The sequence below is a fragment of the Rhizobium sp. WW22 genome, from assembly GCF_047041135.1.
In the GTDB taxonomy this organism is placed as follows: Bacteria; Pseudomonadota; Alphaproteobacteria; order Rhizobiales; family Rhizobiaceae; genus Rhizobium.
On record NZ_CP178198.1, the window covers coordinates 1,224,299 to 1,243,826 of the forward strand.

General features: G+C 59.1%; 19 protein-coding genes and 5 tRNA genes. 9 read left to right on the forward strand and 15 right to left on the reverse strand.

The genetic code is table 11. The features are described from left to right. Positions 1–63 precede the first annotated feature (63 nt). The 5 genes from ACK83U_RS06145 to ACK83U_RS06165 all read right to left on the reverse strand — a co-directional run bounded on the left by ACK83U_RS06145 (position 64) and on the right by ACK83U_RS06165 (position 5,207). A complete protein-coding gene (locus tag ACK83U_RS06145) occupies positions 64–660 on the reverse strand; it encodes a dual specificity protein phosphatase family protein (RefSeq protein WP_112401101.1) in 597 nt (198 codons plus the stop codon). Between the two features lie 262 nt (positions 661–922). Beyond that, positions 923–1,723, reverse strand: a complete 801-nt coding sequence (gene radC / locus ACK83U_RS06150; RefSeq protein ID WP_412474805.1) for a RadC family protein — start codon at positions 1,721–1,723, stop codon at positions 923–925. Positions 1,724–1,765: 42 nt separating this feature from the next. Next, positions 1,766–2,602 carry a type I methionyl aminopeptidase gene (map, locus tag ACK83U_RS06155; RefSeq protein WP_112610177.1) on the reverse strand — a complete coding sequence of 279 codons (837 nt, stop codon included), beginning with the start codon at positions 2,600–2,602 and terminating at the stop codon, positions 1,766–1,768. Between the two features lie 2 nt (positions 2,603–2,604). Further along, the gene (gene sfsA / locus ACK83U_RS06160) at positions 2,605–3,351 is read right to left on the reverse strand and encodes a DNA/RNA nuclease SfsA (RefSeq protein WP_112610179.1); all 747 of its coding nucleotides are present in this window, start codon (positions 3,349–3,351) and stop codon (positions 2,605–2,607) included. A 14-nt stretch (positions 3,352–3,365) separates the two neighbouring features. Beyond that, positions 3,366–5,207 (reverse strand): class I poly(R)-hydroxyalkanoic acid synthase, encoded by a 1,842-nt coding sequence (locus tag ACK83U_RS06165; RefSeq protein ID WP_112610343.1) that lies wholly within the window; start codon positions 5,205–5,207, stop codon positions 3,366–3,368. 159 nt (positions 5,208–5,366) lie between these two features. On the opposite strand from ACK83U_RS06165, the gene ACK83U_RS06170 reads away from it, so the two are divergent. The 4 genes from ACK83U_RS06170 (at position 5,367) to recJ (ending at position 10,498) form a co-directional block, all read left to right on the forward strand. Next, positions 5,367–5,819, forward strand: a complete 453-nt coding sequence (locus tag ACK83U_RS06170) for a hypothetical protein (protein WP_112338298.1) — start codon at positions 5,367–5,369, stop codon at positions 5,817–5,819. A gap of 222 nt (positions 5,820–6,041) precedes the next feature. Further along, complete coding sequence (locus ACK83U_RS06175; RefSeq protein WP_095434780.1) at positions 6,042–7,262, forward strand: LL-diaminopimelate aminotransferase; 1,221 nt, start codon at positions 6,042–6,044, stop codon at positions 7,260–7,262. Between the two features lie 56 nt (positions 7,263–7,318). After that, positions 7,319–8,638: a homoserine dehydrogenase gene (locus ACK83U_RS06180; protein ID WP_112610181.1), complete on the forward strand. Its 1,320-nt coding sequence runs from the start codon at positions 7,319–7,321 to the stop codon at positions 8,636–8,638. Positions 8,639–8,692: 54 nt separating this feature from the next. Continuing rightward, on the forward strand, positions 8,693–10,498 hold the full coding sequence (recJ, locus tag ACK83U_RS06185; RefSeq protein ID WP_412474806.1) for a single-stranded-DNA-specific exonuclease RecJ: 1,806 nt from the start codon (positions 8,693–8,695) through the stop codon (positions 10,496–10,498). 75 nt (positions 10,499–10,573) lie between these two features. On the opposite strand, the gene ACK83U_RS06190 is transcribed toward recJ, so the two are convergent. The 5 genes from ACK83U_RS06190 to ACK83U_RS06210 form a co-directional block, all read right to left on the reverse strand. Next, positions 10,574–10,648 (reverse strand) — tRNA-Glu (locus ACK83U_RS06190). Positions 10,649–10,775: 127 nt separating this feature from the next. Beyond that, a tRNA-Glu gene (locus ACK83U_RS06195) sits at positions 10,776–10,850 on the reverse strand. Between the two features lie 81 nt (positions 10,851–10,931). Then, positions 10,932–11,006, reverse strand: a tRNA-Glu gene (locus ACK83U_RS06200). A gap of 173 nt (positions 11,007–11,179) precedes the next feature. Beyond that, positions 11,180–11,971: a hypothetical protein gene (locus tag ACK83U_RS06205; RefSeq protein ID WP_112610183.1), complete on the reverse strand. Its 792-nt coding sequence runs from the start codon at positions 11,969–11,971 to the stop codon at positions 11,180–11,182. Positions 11,972–12,174: 203 nt separating this feature from the next. Next, positions 12,175–12,615 (reverse strand): VOC family protein, encoded by a 441-nt coding sequence (locus tag ACK83U_RS06210; RefSeq protein WP_112610185.1) that lies wholly within the window; start codon positions 12,613–12,615, stop codon positions 12,175–12,177. Between the two features lie 197 nt (positions 12,616–12,812). Between ACK83U_RS06210 and ACK83U_RS06215 the strand changes: the two genes are divergently transcribed. From ACK83U_RS06215 to ACK83U_RS06235, 5 genes are all read left to right on the forward strand, one after another. Beyond that, on the forward strand, positions 12,813–13,391 hold the full coding sequence (locus ACK83U_RS06215; protein ID WP_015339721.1) for a cold-shock protein: 579 nt from the start codon (positions 12,813–12,815) through the stop codon (positions 13,389–13,391). Position 13,392: 1 nt separating this feature from the next. Beyond that, positions 13,393–13,905, forward strand: a complete 513-nt coding sequence (locus ACK83U_RS06220; protein ID WP_112610187.1) for a DUF192 domain-containing protein — start codon at positions 13,393–13,395, stop codon at positions 13,903–13,905. Between the two features lie 141 nt (positions 13,906–14,046). Then, positions 14,047–14,123 (forward strand) — tRNA-Pro (locus ACK83U_RS06225). A gap of 179 nt (positions 14,124–14,302) precedes the next feature. Beyond that, positions 14,303–14,608 (forward strand): ETC complex I subunit, encoded by a 306-nt coding sequence (locus tag ACK83U_RS06230; RefSeq protein ID WP_112338303.1) that lies wholly within the window; start codon positions 14,303–14,305, stop codon positions 14,606–14,608. A gap of 91 nt (positions 14,609–14,699) precedes the next feature. Further along, positions 14,700–14,776 (forward strand) — tRNA-Arg (locus tag ACK83U_RS06235). Between the two features lie 53 nt (positions 14,777–14,829). On the opposite strand, the gene ACK83U_RS06240 is transcribed toward ACK83U_RS06235, so the two are convergent. The 5 genes from ACK83U_RS06240 to ACK83U_RS06260 form a co-directional block, all read right to left on the reverse strand. Further along, positions 14,830–14,991 carry a hypothetical protein gene (locus tag ACK83U_RS06240; RefSeq protein WP_165915190.1) on the reverse strand — a complete coding sequence of 54 codons (162 nt, stop codon included), beginning with the start codon at positions 14,989–14,991 and terminating at the stop codon, positions 14,830–14,832. A 240-nt stretch (positions 14,992–15,231) separates the two neighbouring features. After that, positions 15,232–16,005 carry an amino acid ABC transporter ATP-binding protein gene (locus ACK83U_RS06245; RefSeq protein ID WP_015339774.1) on the reverse strand — a complete coding sequence of 258 codons (774 nt, stop codon included), beginning with the start codon at positions 16,003–16,005 and terminating at the stop codon, positions 15,232–15,234. Positions 16,006–16,023: 18 nt separating this feature from the next. Further along, positions 16,024–17,178: an amino acid ABC transporter permease gene (locus ACK83U_RS06250; RefSeq protein ID WP_112610189.1), complete on the reverse strand. Its 1,155-nt coding sequence runs from the start codon at positions 17,176–17,178 to the stop codon at positions 16,024–16,026. A 1-nt stretch (position 17,179) separates the two neighbouring features. Further along, the gene (locus ACK83U_RS06255; RefSeq protein ID WP_112610191.1) at positions 17,180–18,373 is read right to left on the reverse strand and encodes an amino acid ABC transporter permease; all 1,194 of its coding nucleotides are present in this window, start codon (positions 18,371–18,373) and stop codon (positions 17,180–17,182) included. A 94-nt stretch (positions 18,374–18,467) separates the two neighbouring features. Next, positions 18,468–19,493, reverse strand: coding sequence for an amino acid ABC transporter substrate-binding protein (locus ACK83U_RS06260; RefSeq protein WP_112610193.1), 1,026 nt, complete (start codon positions 19,491–19,493; stop codon positions 18,468–18,470). Positions 19,494–19,528: the final 35 nt, after the last annotated feature.

Consider the following 19,528-nt stretch of genomic DNA (forward strand, 5'->3'; position numbering starts at 1 on the left):
ACATGCACTCCGTCAACCGGTAGCGGCTCAATGTTACAGATTATCTAACGGGAAGTTTGGCGCTCAGGACGCCGAAAGGCCGAGCCAGGGTTCCAGCTTCTCGAAGGTACGGTCCATGGCATAGGCACGGGTGAAGGAGAACGGCAGGTGACCATAGATGATCGACATCTGGCCCTCCGCGGTAGCCTCATTCGTCTTGGCAATGGCGGCAAGGTAAAGTGCCGAGGCTAGGCCGGTTCTGTCGGCTCCGGCCTGGCAATGAATGAGGATCGGCTTCGGCGCATTTCGCATGATATCGACGAGTTGGGCCGCCTGCTCCTGCGTCAGTTCGCGGCCCGAAGACATGTGGAAATCGATATGGTCGATGTTGAGCGCTTTCGCCTGAGCGACTTCGGTATCATACCAATGGTGCCCGCTATTGTCGCCGCGCAGGTTGATAATGGTCCTGATGCCGTATTGCTTCTGAAACTCGGCGATGTTGCTGGCCGAGGGCTGCGAGGAGCGGTAGAGCTCGCCGGCGATGACCGGATGGAAATTCGTCGTCCAGAGCATGTGAGCATAGAAGCCGCCGGCGATTGCCGCGAAACCGATCGAGGCAACGAACGCGCCACGGCCAAAACGGCGAAGGCGAGAGGCAAGTGTCGGCGATGTCTTCTGCATGCGATCTCCGGACCGGGTCGACCACCGAGGCGGATTGGTCAAATCAAAACAGCAGCTTCCGCCAGCAGGCCTGCCGTTGCGATAGCCGCGATCCTTCTGCCAGATGATCCTGACGCTGAACTGAAAAATGGTAACTGACGGGGATTGGCGATTCACAGCCGCTTCGAAAAATCGGAAGCGTCAGCTAATTTAAAAAATAATAAATATATCAAAAGTTTGTGTAGCATTTTTAACTAGAAATCTTAGGAAGCGTTCGGCGATTTCAGATCAATCGCAATGCCCGGAAGCTGACGTGGCCGTTTTTTCCAATGATAACATGGTCGTGAACGGTGATGCCCAAGGGCTTGGCGGTATCGATGATGGTCTTGGTCATCTCGATATCGGCGCGCGAGGGTGTCGGATCGCCGGATGGGTGATTATGCACTAGAATCACCGCCGAGGCGGAGAGTTCGAGTGCGCGTTTGACGACCTCGCGCGGGTAGACCGGCGTATGATCGATGGTGCCGAAGCCCTGCACCTCGTCGGCGATCAGGGCATTGCGCTTGTCGAGAAACAATAGGCGGAATTGCTCGCGGGCTTCATGCGCCATGGCGGCATGGCAATAATCGATGAGCGCCTTCCAGGAGGAGAGCACCGGCTTGCCCGTCAATTCGCTCTTCAGCATGCGCTGTGCGACGCTCGCGACCAGCTTCAGGTCGAGCGCGACCGCATCGCCGACGCCGCTGACCTCGGTCAACAGGCCGACCGGCGCGCCGAATACGCCGCCGAGCGAGCCAAAGCGGGCGAGCAAGGCCTTGGCGATGGGTTTCGTGTCGCGACGCGGGATCAGCCGGAAGAGCAGCAGCTCGAGGATTTCGTAATCGGCCAACGCCGCGTCGCCACCGTCGCGATAGCGATTGCGCAACCGTTCGCGGTGACCATGATAATGGGCTTCGACATTGGGCGGCGCGGATTTTGTGGTCTGCGAGGCCGGCTTGACAGTCTGTTGGGGGAAGAACAGCCGCTCGTCGAGCAGCGCAGCCTCTTCCAAAGTCTCCGGCTTCCCGCCTCTTTCGAGGGGCATGTCACCATGTCCGTTGGAAGAAGCGGGCCGTTTCGCCATGAATTATCCCTGCAGCGGCGGCAGGCCGGGGCGGTCGAGGCCGCCGGGCGACAGGGTGAAGATTTCGTAGCCCGTGGCCGTGACGCCGACCGTATGTTCGTATTGTGCTGACAGCGAACGGTCGCGAGTGACGGCGGTCCAGCCATCGCCGAGTACTTTCACATGCGGCTTGCCGAGATTGATCATCGGCTCGATGGTGAAGATCATGCCTTCGCGCAGTTCCGGGCCGTCATTGACCCGGCCGTAATGGAGGATATTCGGCGAGTCATGAAAGAGGCTGCCGACGCCATGGCCGCAGAAGTCGCGCACGACCGAGCAGCGTTCGCCCTCGGCATAGGTCTGGATCGCTTCGCCGATCGCGCCGGTACGGGCACCCGGACGCACGGCGGCAATGCCGCGCATCAGAGATTCATAGGTGACTTCCAGCAGGCGTTCGGCCGAGCGCTTGATTTCGCCGACGGGGTACATGCGGCTGGAATCGCCGTGCCAGCCATCGAGCACGTAGGTCACGTCGATATTGACGATATCGCCGTCGCGCAGCGGCTTGTCATTGGGAATGCCATGGCAGACGACGTGGTTGATCGACGTGCAGGAGGATTTCATGTAGCCGCGGTAGTTCAGCGTCGCGGGATAAGCGCCGTGATCCATGCCGAATTCGAAGACGAAACGGTCGATGACATCGGTGGGCACGCCGGGCCTGACGATCGCGGCGAGTTCATCGAGGCAGCGGGCGGTCAGTTGGCACGCTTTGCGCATTCCGGCAAAGGCGTCCTCTCCATAGATGCGGATGGCCCCCGTATTCTTCGCCGGCGCCGTTGCCGCTTCGATGTAATTCACCATGACTAGCCTTCGATAGAGATCTTAAACTGTTCTAATGCAGCTATGCCGGGTTCGTCTATCGGGATCAACCCGGCAGGCGCGATTTCCGTCGGCGAAACCCTGCATTTCAGCGCATAGACTTCAACCCCACGCGCCAAAGCGCGATGGTAGGCCTTGGCATAGACCGGATCGAGATCACCGCAGATGCGGAAGCGATGGCAATCATTGCGCTGGATCACAAACAACATGACGGCGCGGTAGCCGGCCTCGGCCATGTCGCCGAGTTCTTCCAGATGCTTGGCGCCGCGTGCCGTCGCCGTATCGGGGAACTCTGCAAGACCCGGCTGCCGCATGAAATGGACGTTCTTCACCTCGACATAGGTGGTTGTCCGCAAAGGGTCGGTCAAGAGCAGGTCGATGCGAGAGTTGCGGCCGTAATTCTGCTCGCGTTTGACCATCGTGTACTCCCCGAGATCGGAGACTTGCCCAAGCGCAATCGCTTCCACCGCAATGCGATTTGGCATGGCGGTGTTGACGCCGACCGTGGTGTCGTCGGCTTCGATCAATTCGAAGACATGACGGTATTTTCGCTTCGCGCCCTCGTGCTCGGAGAGCCAGATTCGCGAGCCCGGCGCCGTCAGACCAAGCATCGAGCCGGTATTGGGGCAGGAGCCGGTGATGAAGGTGCCGTCCTCCAGTTCGGCATCGAAGAGGAAGCGCTTGTAGCGGGAAATCAGGCGAGCGGGGACGAGAGGCGAAGGAAATTGCATAATCGGGCGACTGCCTACGCCCGTTCCAGGACGTAGCTGCCGGGGGCTTCTTCCAGCGCATTGAGGGCCTTGCCGCCGGGTTTGCGCGCAGCCGTCATGCGATGATCTTGCTCGAGGATCCAGGCATGCCAATGCGGCCACCAGGAACCAGGCGTCTCCTTTGCCTCCGCGAGCCAATCCTCATAGTCGCCGCCCAACGGGCCGCCTGTCCAGAACTGGTATTTGTGCTTGTCGGGCGGATTGACGACGCCGGCAATGTGACCGGAGCCCGTCACCACGAATTCCACCGGACCGCCGAAACATTGGCTGCCGACGAAGACCGATTTGGCCGGCGCGATATGGTCTTCGCGCGTCGCCAGATTGTAGACGGGGATGCGAACGTCCTTCAGCGACAGCGTCTTGCCGTCGAGCACCATTTTGCCCTGGCTCAATGCATTGTTGAGGTAGCAGTTGCGCAGGTAAAATGAATGGTTGGCCGCGGCCATGCGCGTGGAATCGGCGTTCCAGAATAGAAGATCGAAGGGCATGGGTTCCTGCCCCTTCAGATAGTTGTTGACGAAATAGGGCCAGATCAGTTCGGAGGCGCGCAGCATGTTGAAAGCCGTCGCCATCTTCGAGCCTTCGAGATAGCCGAGCACATTCATCTGCTCTTCGAGCGCTGCGATCTGCTCCTCGTCGACGAAAACCTTCAGATCGCCAGCGAAGGTGAAATCGACCTGCGTCGTCAGGAAGGTAACCGTTCGGATGCGCTTGTTCTTTTCCTTGGCATGGAGGGCAAGCGTCGCCGCGAGCAGCGTGCCGCCGACGCAATAGCCCACGGCGTTGACCTCCTGCTCGCCCGTCGCCTTCTCGATCGTTTCCAAAGCGAAATCGATGCCTTCGCGGGCATAGGAGGTCCAGTCCTTGGCGGCATGCCGCTGATCGGGATTGACCCAGGAGATGACGAAGACCGTGTGACCCTGCTCCACGCACCATTTGATGAAGGATTTCTGTGGGTTGAGATCGAGAATGTAGAATTTGTTGATCCAGGGCGGGCAGATGAGCAGAGGCCGCTTCAATACCTTGTCCGTCGCCGGCTCATACTGGATCACCTGGCAGACATCGCTCTGCGCGATCACCTTGCCTGGCGTAAGCGCCATGTCGCGGCCGACAGCGAATTTCGTCATGTCCGTTTGCCGCAGACGCAGCTCGCCATGGCCGAGGCTGATATCCTCCGCCAGCATCTTCATGCCGCGCACGAGATTCTCGGCATTGGAGGCGATGGTTTCGCGGTAGACCTGCGGATTCGTCGCGATGAAATTGGTCGGCGAGAAGGCGGCAGTGATCTGCTTCGTGTAGAACGCCGCCTTGTGACGTGTGTGTTCATCCAGTCCTTCCGCATCTCCGACCAGCTTTTCAGCCCAGTTCGATGTCAGAAGATAAGTCTGCTTCAGGAAGTCGAAGAAAGGATTCGTCTGCCAGTCCTCATCGGCAAAGCGCCTGTCCTTCACTGGTTCGGCTTCGGCTGACGAATCGCCGCTGAGGCGCTGCATGGTCTTCGTCCACAGGCCGAAATAGCCGGAAAGCAGATGAGTCTGCGCCTCCAGTGTGCGGCGGGGATCGGAAAGCCAGTACTCTCCGACCTTGGAGAGTGTCTTGACCATGTCGGTGAAGGGATCGGCAACCGTATCGACCTTCTCGCCGCGCTCGCGTGGCGCAAGCCAGGCTGAGGCCGCCTTGCCGAGATTTTCCAGCGCACGGGCAAAGTTGACGGCCATCGCTTCGGGATCCCTTACGATGTAAGGCTCGACTGACTTTGGATCAAAGCCGGGAAAGCCGCCATTACCTTCATTCTTGTCCCGCTTGCTGTCGGTCACGCTCATCCTCCCGGCGGCAGCTCGTGTCTTGTTTTCCATTTGTACATCTTGCGGGAAAAGGAATACAAGTCGAATGAAACGCAACCCTGCTCTTGCTTTGCTGCTGCGACAAATTTAACAGTCGCAACCCACAGCAAGGAATAGCGCAGGAAGACAATTATGGGCGGCGGCATGGTGGCAAGACTGAACCGGTATTCCGTACTCTGCGGTGCAATGTGCGGAATTCTCGCATTGACGCTCGCGGGCTGCTCGACGCCCGAGGAAAAGGCGGCCTTCGCCAAGCGCAAGCAGCCGCCTCAGGCTGTCATCGTAAAGCCCGCCAGGGGCACGCCGGTGGTGGAAACCAGCACGCAGCAATATTACAAGGACGGCTATCCTTCCTTCAATGCGCCGCCGACCGCTGCAAACGTCCAGATCAACGATCAGCAGGCTGGCGATCTGGTCAAGCAGCTGACGGCACTTGGATCGCAGCGTAAGGCTGGCACGATCTCCGAGGCCGAGTACCAGAGGCGTGTTGCCGAAATGCGCAAGCTCGCTGCCGAACATGGCCAGGATACGCTGCAGGAAATTCAAAAAGAGGGCGGCACGCCGCCGGCACAGACGCAGAATTAGCCTTGCGTTTCAGGCGATTTGGCCGCAAAGCGTTCGGATAGGCCGAATTTGGATGTATCTGACCGGCGGATTGCATTTTGCGTGCATAAGCGCCCAAGATTCACCTTATCTTTCGAGATAGCATGAATACGGCGCCGCGAGTCCCAAGTTCGTATCGCGGCTGGCCGGGAGATCAACGAACTTCAGCGCGGTTTTGAGGGCCGCTGTCCCATGGGGAAAGAAATGGAAGAGTTTCATAAAGTCCGGCGTTTGCCGCCCTACGTTTTCGAACAGGTCAATCGTTTGAAAGCGAGCGCGCGAGCGGGCGGGGCGGACATTATCGACCTCGGCATGGGCAATCCAGATCTTCCAACCCCCAAGGCGATTGTCGACAAGCTGTGCGAAGTGGTTCAGGACCCGCGCACGCATCGCTATTCCTCCTCCAAGGGCATTCCGGGCCTTCGCCGTGCGCAGGCCGCCTATTATGCCCGCCGTTTCGGCGTGAAGCTCAATCCGGATACGCAGGTGGTCGCCACCCTCGGCTCCAAGGAAGGCTTCGCCAACATGGCGCAGGCGATCACGGCGCCGGGCGACGTCATCCTCTGCCCGAACCCGACCTATCCGATCCACGCCTTCGGTTTCCTGATGGCCGGCGGCGTCATCCGTTCGATCCCGGTCGAGCCGGACGATAGCTTCTTCCCGCCGCTGGAACGGGCCGTGCGCCACTCGATCCCGAAGCCACTGGCTCTGATTTTGAATTACCCGTCAAACCCGACGGCCTATGTCGCGACGCTCGATTTCTACAAGGAAGTCGTCGCTTTCGCGAAGAAGCACGACATCATCGTGCTTTCAGATCTCGCCTATTCGGAAATCTACTTCGACGATGCGCCGCCGCCGTCGGTGCTGGAGGTTCCTGGCGCCATCGACGTAACGGTCGAATTCACCTCAATGTCGAAGACCTTCTCCATGCCCGGCTGGCGTATGGGCTTTGCCGTCGGCAACGAGCGGCTGATTGCGGCGCTGACGCGTGTAAAATCTTACCTCGATTACGGCGCCTTCACACCGATCCAGGTGGCGGCGACGCATGCGCTGAACGGCGATGGCTCCGATATTGCCGAAGTGCGCAACATCTACAAGCGCCGTCGCGACGTTCTGGTCGACAGCTTCGGCAAAGCGGGCTTCGACGTGCCGCCGCCGGCGGCGACGATGTTTGCCTGGGCGAAGATCCCGGAAAAATTCCGTCATCTTGGCTCGCTGGAATTCTCCAAGCTTCTGGTCGAGAAGGCTGACATTGCGGTCGCTCCGGGCATCGGCTTTGGCGAGCAGGGCGACGATTACGTGCGCATAGCGCTTGTTGAAAACGAGCATCGCATCCGTCAGGCGGCGCGCAATCTAAAGCGCTTCCTCTCCACCGCGGACGAGACGATGCACAATGTCATTTCGCTGAACGCTCACCGTTCATAATATCGTGCGGCAGCCGTTTCCGCGGCTGCCGTCCCAATACTGATCAGGAATTTTCCATGGCAGATGCCCTCAAAATCGGCATTGCGGGCTTGGGTACCGTTGGTGCCTCGCTCGTCCGCATCATCCAGAGCCGCGCTAACGAGCTTGCCGTTACCTGCGGTCGTCCCGTCAAGATCGTCGCCGTCACGGCGCGCGATCGCACGCGGGATCGCGGCATCGACCTAACGGGCATCGAATGGTTCGGCGGTCCGGTCGATCTGGCACAGAAGGCCGATATCGACGTTTTCGTCGAGCTGATCGGCGGTTCCGAGGGCGCGGCCAACGCAGCGGTGCGCGCGGCGCTTGCACGCGGCCTGCATGTCGTCACCGCCAACAAGGCGCTGCTTGCCTATCACGGTGTGGAACTCGCGCAGATCGCCGAAGAGAAGGGCGCTTTGCTGAATTTCGAAGCGGCCGTTGCCGGGGGCATTCCGGTCATCAAGGCGCTGCGCGAATCCCTGACGGGCAATACGATTTCGCGCGTCTACGGCATCATGAACGGCACCTGCAATTACATCCTCACCCGGATGGAGAAAGAAGGCCTGTCCTTTGCTGATTGCTTAAAGGAAGCCCAGCGTCTGGGTTATGCGGAGGCCGATCCGGCCTTCGATATCGAAGGCAATGACACGGCTCACAAGCTCGCCATCCTGACGACGCTCGCCTTCGGCAATCGCATCGCGGCCGACGACATCTACCTTGAGGGCATCACCAACGTTTCCATCGAGGATATCCGCGCCGCCGCCGATCTCGGCTACCGCATCAAGCTGCTCGGCGTCGCCCAGCGCACCGAAAGCGGCATCGAGCAGCGCGTGCATCCGACCATGGTGCCGCTCGATTCGGTCATCGCCCAAGTCGATGGGGTCACCAATGCCGTGGCGATCGAATCCGATATCCTTGGCGAATTGCTGATGGTCGGCCCCGGCGCCGGCGGCAATGCGACGGCCTCGTCCGTCCTCGGTGACATCGCCGATATCGCCAAGAGCCGCCCGGGCGAGCAGCGCGTACCTGTGCTTGGTCATCCAGCCAAGGCGCTGGAGGCCTACCGCAAGGCGCAGATGCAGAGCCATGAAGGCGGCTATTTCATCCGCCTCACCGTTCTCGACCGTACCGGCGTCTTCGCTAGCGTGGCGACCCGCATGGCGGAAAACCATATTTCGCTCGAATCGATCGTCCAGCGCTCGAAGCAGCATCTGGCACCTTCCGATCACCAGACAATCATCCTCGTCACCCATGCGACGACGGAGGATTCGGTGCGTAAGGCGGTTGCCTCGATCAAGAACGAGGGTTATCTCGTCGGCGAGCCGCAGGTCATCCGCATCGAGCGGCCGAAAGAATAGTCTGATCAGCGGCGGCGTGCCTCAAAGAGGCGCGGCTTTCAAATTCCGGGAGAGATGGTGGAGCAACCGGTCGATCCAGTTCAGCGGGCATTTCTAGGTGTCGAGCGCTCGATATCAGGCAATCGCTGGGTGTCCCGACTCGACCAGGCCGGCCAGAACAGGGCGCTCGCCATCGCGCAGACGCACGGCCTGCCGGAACTGATTGCCCGCGTGCTTGCCGGCCGCGGCGTCGGGCAGGACGAAGCCATGGCCTTCCTCGATCCGACCATCCGCGGCCTGATGCCGGATCCACATCTATTGACCGATTGCGAAAAGGCCGCGCGACGCCTCCTGCTTGCGATCAGTAAGGGCGAGACCGTTGCGATTTTCGGTGACTATGATGTCGACGGCGCTGCCTCCTCGGCGCTGCTCTATCGCTTCCTCACCCATTTCGGCGTGCCGGCCAGCATCTATATTCCCGATCGCATTTTCGAAGGCTACGGCCCCAATCCCACAGCCATCAATCAGCTTATCGATAATGGCGCGACGCTGATCGTGACCGTCGATTGCGGCTCCACCAGCTTCGAATCGCTTGATGCGGCGAGGGCGCGCAATATCGATGTCGTCGTCATCGATCACCACCAGGTGGCGCATGAGCTGCCTCCATGCCATGCGCTGGTCAATCCGAACCGCGAGGATGATTTGTCGGGGCAGGGGCATCTCTGCGCCGCCGGGGTGGTTTTTATGGTTCTTGTCGCGGCGCTGCGGCTGCTGCGCGAGGCGGGTGATTCCCGCGTGCGATCCATTGACCTGCTTGCCTGGCTCGATATCGTCGCGCTCGCGACCGTCTGCGATGTCGTGCCGCTGAAGGGCTTGAACCGCGCCTATGTCGTCAAAGGGCTGATCGCTGCCCGCCATCAGGGCAATCTCGGGCTCGCAGCGCTCTTTCGCAAGGCGGGCCTCAATGGTCCCGTCACGCCCTATCATTTCGGCTTCCTGATTGGTCCGCGCATTAATGCCGGCGGCCGTATCGGCGATGCCGCTCTTGGTGCACGCCTGCTGACGCTGGCCGATGGGGGCGAAGCCGACACGATCGCTGCGAAGCTCGACGAGCTCAATCGCGAGAGACAGGCCATGGAAGCCGCCATGCTGCAGGAGGCGGAGGCCGAGGCGCTGGCGGAATATGGCAATGGCGATGGCGCCTCCGTCATCATCACAGCGCGCGAGAACTGGCATCCGGGTATCGTCGGTCTGATTGCCTCACGATTGAAGGACAAGTTCCGCCGGCCGGCCTTTGCTATCGCCTTTGATCCGATGGGAAAGGGCACAGGCTCCGGCCGATCCATCAACGGCTTCGACATGGGTCGCATGGTGCGCGCAGCCGTCGATGCCGGTCTGCTGGTCAAGGGCGGCGGCCATGCAATGGCGGCCGGCCTGACGGTGGAGCGAAGCAATCTCGGAAAGCTGCGCGCCTTCTTCACGGAGAAGGCGGAGAAACAGGTAGCAGGGCTCGTTGCCAACGAAACGTTGAAGATCGACGGTGCGCTCGGCGCAAGCGGCGCGACCGTGGAGCTGATCGATAGGCTGGAGACAGCCGGTCCCTATGGCTCGGGCCATCCACAGCCCGTCTTCGCCCTTCCGAGCCACCGCCTGCGCGATTCTCGTCTTGTCGGCCAGTCGCACATCAAGATCACGCTGGAGGCGCAGGACGGCGGCCGAGTGGATGGCATCGCCTTCCGTGCGGCCGAGACCCCCTTGGGTGAGCTGCTGATGTCGTCGCGCGGCGCGCAGATCCACGTCGCCGGCACGCTCGGCGCCGATCACTGGCAGGGCAGCCGCCGCGTGCAGCTGCGGGTCACGGATGCGGCGAAGGCTCCGTAACGCAGATCACGCCAGATACGCGTCTGCATAACAGTGTTTAGCGAGCAAAAGCATCAATTTAAGGGGAAGAGGCAGTGGCACGCCCTAGGGGAGTCGAACCCCTCTTTACAGAATGAAAATCTGTCGTCCTAACCGATAGACGAAGGGCGCGTGCTGTGGCGCCCTTATAGTCAGCACCTTTCATTCCCGCAAGCGGAAAATCGAGAAAAATCTCAGAAAAATCCATGACTAGGCGAAGATTTTCGAGGTGCTTGTGGAAAACATCGAGCCACGCGATTGGTACGCCCTAGGGGAGTCGAACCCCTCTTTACAGAATGAGAATCTGTCGTCCTAACCGATAGACGAAGGGCGCATGCTGCGCGGTGTAAATAGGAATAGTCTATTGCGTCCGCAAGCGGTAGCTAAAATGATTGGCCGTGGGGAAGAACAACAGTGGCACGCCCTAGGGGAGTCGAACCCCTCTTTACAGAATGAAAATCTGTCGTCCTAACCGATAGACGAAGGGCGCGTTCAGCTGTTGTGTGGCGCGCTTATAGCGGGGTGATTTCATTCCCGCAAGCGGCAATTTTGCTTTTTTGTGGAAAAAATGACAGATGAGTGAAACTGCCGCCGACGCTGAATAAGCAAGCCTTAACAGGCTCTTGCCAGTGACAGTGAAGAATCCTTTGAAACGTAGGCTCTTTATTGCCCGGTCGCGCTTTGCAGCGGCTGCACCAGCAGCTTGCCGTTCTGCGGCTGGTTCTTCGAGGCGATGAATTGCGCGAGGGCGGCCGCTTGTCTGCCGTTCAATTCATGGACATTCGGGCTCGGCGTTGCTGCCGCTCCGGACGCCGTTACCTGGGCAATCGGCTGTGGCGAACCCGCAGCCGGCGAGGTTGCATTGCGGATGACGGGCGGCGGCAGCATCTCTGCCGAGGTGCGAGCGTTCGGTGCGGCGGCATCCATCGCCGGTGGTGCCGCTGTCGGCATTGCTGACGGGGGCGCGCTGTAGACACTGCGCATCATCGGCGTAATGGGCTGGGCTCCGTCGGCTCCGGCCTTGGCAAGCGTCCCATCCGGATTGACGGCAATGGGCGGCGGTGCGGAAAAGATGCTGCTTCTGCTCGCATTGACGCCGGTCGGCTGCGTGACCATGCCCGCAATACCGGTTTGCCCCTCGGGGGGAGTTTCCACAGGCGCCGGATAGAGCGCCTGATTCTGCTGCGCGACGATCTGGTGGCGCGTGCCGTTGACGCTATGCACCAGCGGGTCGCGATAGGCGAGGTCGGCGTTGCGTCGTCGGGCGTCGGCCTTATTGTTCATATCGGTCGCGAGTTGTTCGGCTGCCGTCGGTTGAACAGCGGGCGCAATGTCTGATGTCTCGGTCGGCTTTTGACCCTTGGTCGCGCAGCCCGCAATCATCACAAATGAGGCAAGAACGGCAATTGTGCTTGCTAGCTTCTTCCTGCCGTATAAAATCTGCTGATCGCACATAGGACGTTCCCTGCAAAAGGTTTGCATCGGAACGGCCTCCTGCGAGGGACGATGATATCGCACGCGCCGACTGGGAACGATGACCGCGCGATATCCGATGCATGATGCTTCGAGTCGTCCAAGCATGCCGGAGGATGGGCATGGGCGGCAAGCGCGAAACGGATGGCTCCGCGCGTGCCGTAAGCCTCGCGAAAGCTTGGGCCTTACCAGGAGCCGGTATTGGCCATGGAAGCCCAGGGCTCGGTCGAGGGAAGATTGGCGCCCTTCTGCAGGATCTCGATCGAAATGCCGTCCGGAGAGCGCACGAAAGCCATGTGACCATCGCGGGGCGGGCGGTTGATCGTGATGCCGTTGTCCATCAGCTTCTGGCAGGTCGCATAGATATCATCGACCTCGTAGGCGAGGTGGCCGAAATTGCGTCCTCCGCTATATTCTTCCGGGTCCCAGTTATAGGTCAGTTCCAGGCTGGGGGCGCCGTTGCTGCGGGATGATTCGGCATCCTCGTCGGCCGCAAGGAAAACGAGCGTATAGCGACCTTTCTCGTTTTCGTAGCGGCGGGTTTCGACAAGCCCGAATAGGGTGCTATAAAAATGCAACGAGGCGTCGAGATCGGTGACGCGGACCATCGTATGGAGATAACGCATTCTATTTCCTCTCTTAATGTTGAGCTGGACGGATCTTCGATCGCGGCACCAGCTTCGCGCAAGTCTTGGAGCAATAATCTTAGGGTGGGAATAAACGAAAACTAGGACTTGCGCTTTTCCGTTACCAAGATGTTAATCTTGATATCAGGGAATCAGTTAACCGTAACAGTGTGACGCGTAATCGAGGGCTGACTAGGATGGGTGACAGAATTTCATCGAAGGGAGTTGTCGACTTCGAGGAGATGTCCGGCGATACCGTCGAGCTCATCGAAATCTCAGGCGTCGTCAAGTGGTTCGATGTCGCCAAGGGCTTCGGTTTTATCGTGCCTGACAATGGCATGCAGGACGTATTGCTGCATGTGACGTGTCTGCGCCGTGACGGTTATCAGACGATTCTCGAAGGAACTCGTATTGTTGCGCTGATTCAGCGCCGCGAGCGCGGCTACCAGGCCTTCAAGATCCTCTCCATGGATCAATCGACGGCGGTACATCCCTCGCAGATGCCGCCTGTCCGTACACACGTACAGGTGACAGCGACGAGTGGACTGGAGCGTGCGCTGGTCAAGTGGTTCAACCGCACCAAGGGCTTCGGCTTCCTGACGCGCGGCGAGGGCACGGAGGATATCTTCGTGCACATGGAAACGCTGCGCCGCTTCGGTCTCGCCGAGCTTCGGCCGGGGCAGGTGGTGCTCGTTCGCTTCGGACCGGGCGAGAAAGGCCTGATGGCGGCCGAAATCCACCCGGATGCGCCGAGCCCGGTGACACGGCCGCACTGATATGAGCAAAGCTGGTTTTTCCGGAATTTTGAAAAGCGCCATTTTGGCGCTTTTTCTCGTTGGGGCCGTAATCCCGGTGTCCTTTGCGGGACAAACTGTGGGCCGGCAGTCGATGGCTTTCGATTCGGAACCGCTTTCAATCGCATCGCCCAAGGGCCAGACGCATAAATTTAGCGTGGAACTGGCCCTGACGCCGCCACAGCTCGAACTCGGCCTGATGTATCGCGACAGCATGCCGGCCGATCATGGCATGCTGTTCGATTTCGGCACGTCGCGGCCCGTCATGATGTGGATGAAGAACACCAAGTTGCCGCTCGATATGCTGTTTCTGGATCAAAACGGTGTCGTCACTCATATCCAGGAAAACGCCGTGCCCTATTCCGAAGCGATCATCAGCTCCGGTGGGCCGGTTGCCTATGTCATCGAGCTGAACGCCGGCATTGTTCGCAAACTCGGCCTTGCCGTTGGCGATACGGTGACGAGTGCCACCATTTCAAGAAAGCTCAGCAAGTAAATTTTCATCGGGGAAGATGTGCCGGCCGAGATTTTACCTGTTGCAGCGGGGAGGTGAACCGTGTATCTCCCCACTCGTTCCGCAGGATCAAGCGTTCGGCGGAAATCAACTCATGATCTCGTTTGGGTCATGCTGACGGTACGGAGTGTAGCGCAGTCTGGTAGCGCATCTGGTTTGGGACCAGAGGGTCGGGAGTTCGAATCTCTCCACTCCGACCATTTAATATCCCCTCATAGAAGTCGTTGAATTCGTCCTGGTAGGGGCTGCCTTTTCGCTTGAAAACAAAGGGATTCGCGGCTAAGCAAAAGTCGTGTTCGCGTGACCTGCAAGGGATCGCGCCAAGGCAAGAGAAGCAAGAAGGCGGGTCATTCCCGCTTGATTCGGAGGCGCTGCAGCAATGCCTGCCAAGATTTATCGTCCTGCAAAAACCGCCATGCAATCCGGCAAGGCCAAAACCAATATCTGGGTTCTGGAGTTCGATCAGGAAACGCCGCGCAAGATCGATCCGATCATGGGCTATACGTCCTCGGGCGATATGCGCCAGCAGCTCAAGCTGACCTTCGAGACGCAGGAGCAGGCGGAAGACTATGCCAAGCGCAACGGCATCGATTACCGCGTCGTCCCGCCGAAGGATCCTATCCGGCAGACGTTGTCTTATTCCGACAACTTCCGCTTCAACCGCATCCAGCCCTGGACTCACTGAAGCCAGGCACTTATTGAACGCCGCCCATTGAGTTTGGCGGCGGTTTCAGGCATGTGTTGCCCGCCGCACTTAAGGTGCGGCCAGGCCTTACGGCCCCTTAGCTCAGCTGGATAGAGCACTTGCCTTCTAAGCATGTGGTCGCAGGTTCGAATCCTGCAGGGGTCGCCATTTTCCGATCAGATAGCGTGCTGCTGATCACGCGCGATCAGCCCGCCTTATGCTCAGTTCGCCGTCGTTGACCAGCCGCCGGCGCCTACGGGCCTTGTAGCATCGACCGCCATCTGAATGAGATCGTGGCCATACATTGCTCCGGCCAGTTTTATGACGATGATGGCGGCGCTTAAGAGTGCGAGCCCGCCGATGATCCTGTCGCTTTTTTTCACGGCCCGCTTCCCTCGACGTCTCGTGAATTCCGCATTATTCGCGGCTATAAAGAATATATCGCGTTTTTTGCGAAGCGCTACAGGGCTTGCTCACGCTACAAATTGCCAGGCGGCAATCAGGAGAAGACAGTCCGCGATATCCTCGCGTAACGCCGATAACCGTCATTGAACCGGCGGCCTATGAAAAAACCCGCCGGCTGCGACGCAGCGGCGGGTTTTGTTCATTCGATCTGTTCCAAATCAGTGCAGGATCTGGCTGAGGAACAGCTTTGTGCGCTCATGCTGCGGGTTGTCGAAGAATTCCTTCGGCGAATTCTGCTCGACGATCTGGCCCTGGTCCATGAAGATGACGCGGTTGGCAACCTGGCGGGCAAAGCCCATTTCGTGGGTGACGCACAGCATGGTCATGCCTTCTTCGGCAAGGCCAACCATGGTGTCGAGCACTTCCTTGATCATTTCGGGGTCGAGCGCAGACGTCGGCTCGTCGAACAGCATGATCTTCGGGTTCATGCAGAGCGAGCGGGCGATCGCCACGCGCTGCTGCTGGCCGCCGGAAAGCTGGCCGGGATATTTCTTGGCCTGCTCCGGGATCTTGACGCGGGTGAGGAAGTGCATGGCGATCTCTTCCGCCTGCTTCTTCGGCATCTTGCGCACCCAGATCGGTGCCAGCGTGCAGTTTTCCAGAATGGTCAGGTGCGGGAAGAGATTGAAGTGCTGGAACACCATACCGACTTCGCGGCGCACTTCGTCGATCTTCTTCAGATCGTTGGTGAGCTCGACGCCATCGACGATGATCTGGCCTTTCTGGTGTTCTTCCAGGCGGTTGATGCAGCGGATCATCGTCGATTTGCCTGAGCCGGACGGGCCGGCGATGACGATGCGCTCACCGCGCATGACCTTCAGATTGATATCGCGCAGCACGTGGAAATCGCCGTACCACTTGTTCATGTTGATCATGTCGACCGCGACCTCGGTCTCGGAGACGGTCATTTTCTTCGATTGGGCTTCAGCCATTTTGTGTTTCCCTCAATTTTATCGCTTGTGGCCGGTGTCGAGATGGCGTTCCACGAAACCTGAATAGCGCGACATGCCAAAGCAGAACAGCCAAAAAACGAATCCGGCGAATACAAGACCCGTTACTGGCGTCACCGCACTTGCCCAGGTCGCATCCGAAAAGTTCTGGCGGACGATGCCGAGCAGGTCGAACATGCCGATGATCGCAACCAGCGACGTGTCCTTGAACATGCCGATATAGGTGTTGACGATGCCGGGAATGACCAGCTTGATCGCCTGCGGCAAAATGATCAGCCGCATCTTCTGCCAATAGCCGAGGCCGAGTGAATCGGCGCCCTCGAACTGGCCCTTTGGTATGGCCTGCAGACCGCCGCGAATGACTTCGGCCATATAGGCCGAGGTGAAGATCGCAACGCCGATCACTGCACGCAGCAGCTTATCTACCGTCCAGCCCTGCGGCATGAACAGTGGCAGCATGTAGCTTGCCATGAACAGCACGGTGATCAGCGGCACGCCGCGGATGATCTCGATGAACATCACGCACAGCATGCGCAAAACCGGCATCTTGGAACGGCGGCCGAGCGCAAGCACGATGCCGAACGGGAACGACACTGCGATGGCGACGAAAGCGATCACCAGCGTTACCAGCAGGCCGCCCCATCGTTCTGTTTCCACCGTCTGAAGGCCGAAGCCTCCGTGGAGCAGGAAGAACGAAACGACTGGCAGCACGAAAAATGCAAGGATTGCGTTCAACCCCTTCCGGGGAACCGATGGTATCAGCAACGGAGCGAAGCTGGCGATCATCAGGATGCAGACGAGGATCGGTCGCCAGCGCTCGTCCGGCGGATAAAGGCCGAACATGAAGATGGCGAATTTTGCGCGGACAAAGGCCCAGCAGGCGGCGTTCCAGCCATCCGGCTGCGTTCCGCCCTGAACGGTTGTGGCACAGAAGGTGCGGTCGGTCCCGCTCCAGACTGCATTTATGAACAGCCAGTCGACCAGGTGCGGGATCACCCACGCAAGGAAGGTGATGGCAATCAGAGTCAGGACGATGTCCTTCGGCGTGGCAAACAGGTTCTTTTTCAACCAGTGCCACGCGCCTCTTTCGCTGGCGGGCGCCGGCTGCGCCATAAGCAATGTCTTGCTGACGAAGTGTTGATCTACGCTCGACATCTTATCTCTCCACCAGAGCCATCTTGGCGTTGAACCAGTTCATGAACAGCGATGTTACGATGCTCAGGGCGAGATAGATGATCATCCAGATGATGACGACTTCGACGGCTCTGCCGGACTGATTGAGGATCACGCCACCGACAGCGACGAGATCGGCATAGCCGATCGCGATGGCAAGCGACGAGTTCTTGATCAGGTTGAGATATTGGCTCGTCAGCGGCGGAATGATGATGCGCATTGCCTGCGGTATGACGATCAGCCGGTTGATGGCCGATGCACGCAGACCAAGTGCGCCTGCAGCTTCCGATTGCCCTTTCGGCACGCCACGGATGCCTGCGCGTACGATTTCGGCAATATAGGATGCGGTATAAAGGGAGAGGGCGAGGAGAAGTGCAAGGAATTCCGGCCCTATGACCGTACCGCCCGTCAGGTTGAATTTGCCGGCAATGGGATAGTCGAAAGAAAGTGGCATGCCCGTTACCAGGAAGACCAGCAACGGCAGCCCGATCAGGATGCCGATTGATACCCACACCGTATGGAATTGCTGACCGGTTGCCGCCTGACGCCTGTGCGCCCAGCGCGCCACGAAAAATACGGCGGCTATGGCGATGATGAAGGCGATACCGACGGCCCACATGCCCGCGCCGAAGATCGGGCTCGGAAAGGCAAGGCCGCGATTGCTGAGATAGCTGGAAAAGGGCAGGTGCACGGCATCGCGCGCCTGCGGCAGCAGCACCAGAACGCCGCTGTACCAGAAGAAGATGACGAGGAGGGGCGGGATGTTGCGGAAGATTTCGACGTAGGCCTGGGAAAGTTTCGCAATCAGCCAGTTATGCGAAAGCCTGCCGATGCCGATGAGGAAGCCAACGATAGTCGCCGCGACGATGCCTACCACCGAAATCAGGAGTGTGTTCAGCACGCCGACGAGAAGGGCCGTGGCATTGGTCGAATCGCTGGAGTAGGGAATCAGCGCTTGTCCCAGGTTAAAGCCAGCGCGCCCTTCCAGAAAGCCGAAGCCGAATGAGCGGTTCAATGCGCGCAGATTGTCGATGGTGTTCGTGACGACAAACCAGCAGAGTCCCGCGAGAATGATGATAGTAAGCGCCTGATAGAAGGCACCCCGAACTTTGGGGTCGTATAGCGCCGCTGATAGTGCCGAGCGCCCGCCTTCAGGCGAGTTTACAGTAATTGCCATATAGAGTTTTTCCCCAATGTGCCTGTTTCAGGCTTGTTTTCTTGAGGGGAGAGAGGCGAAGCCGCCTCTCTCTTAAAGCTAGGCTCTTTGCGATTTAGCGCACCGGCGGTGCGTACTGGATGCCGCCCTTGCTCCACAGAGCGTTGAGACCACGAGCGATCTTCAGCGGGCTGCCTGCGCCGATGTTGCGGTCGAAGACTTCGCCGTAATTGCCGACGCCCTTGATGATGTTATAGGCCCAGTCGTTGGTCAGGCCGAGGTCGGTGCCGATCGTCGAACCCTGTTCTGCGCCCAGAAAGCGCTTGATGTCCGGATTAGCCGAGTTCTTCATCTCGTCGACGTTCTTCTGGGTGATGCCGAATTCTTCGGCGTTCACGAGCGCATAGGCCGTCCAGCTGACAATGTTGAACCATTGGTCGTCGCCCTGGCGAACGGCCGGGCCGAGCGGCTCCTTGGAGATGATTTCCGGCAGAACGACGTTGTCGTCCGGGTTCTTCAAGGTCAGGCGCAGAGCGTAGAGACCGGACTGGTCGGTCGTGTAGACATCGCAACGACCGGAATCATAGGCGGTGTTGACTTCTTCGAGCTTGTCGAAGACGACCGGATTGTATTGCAGGTTGTTGGTCTTGAAATAGTCTGCCAGGTTCAGCTCGGTCGTCGTGCCGGACTGGACGCAAACTGCCGCGCCGGAAAGTTCGAGCGCCGATTTTACGTTCAGCTCCTTGCGAACCATGAAACCCTGGCCGTCATAATAGGTGACCGGACGGAATTTGAGGCCGAGCGCGGTGTCGCGGTTGATGGTCCAGGTGGTGTTACGGGAAAGTACGTCGATTTCGCCGGACTGCAGCGCGGTGAAGCGGTCCTTGGCGCTGAGAGGCGTGTACTTCACCTTGGTCGGATCGCCAAAGACAGCGGAAGCGACAGCCTTGCAGAAGTCGATGTCAAAACCGGCCCAGTTACCGGCCGCATCAGGCTGTGCAAAGCCGAGAAGGCCGGTATTCACGCCGCACTGGACGAAGCCCTTGGCCTTTACGTCGCTCAGCGTCGAAGCCGACGCACCGGACGCGGTGTAAGCCAATGCTGCGGCTCCGAGGAATACGGAGAGAGCAAACTTTTTCATTTTCCCTACCTTTGTCTATTTGTTTTATAATTAAA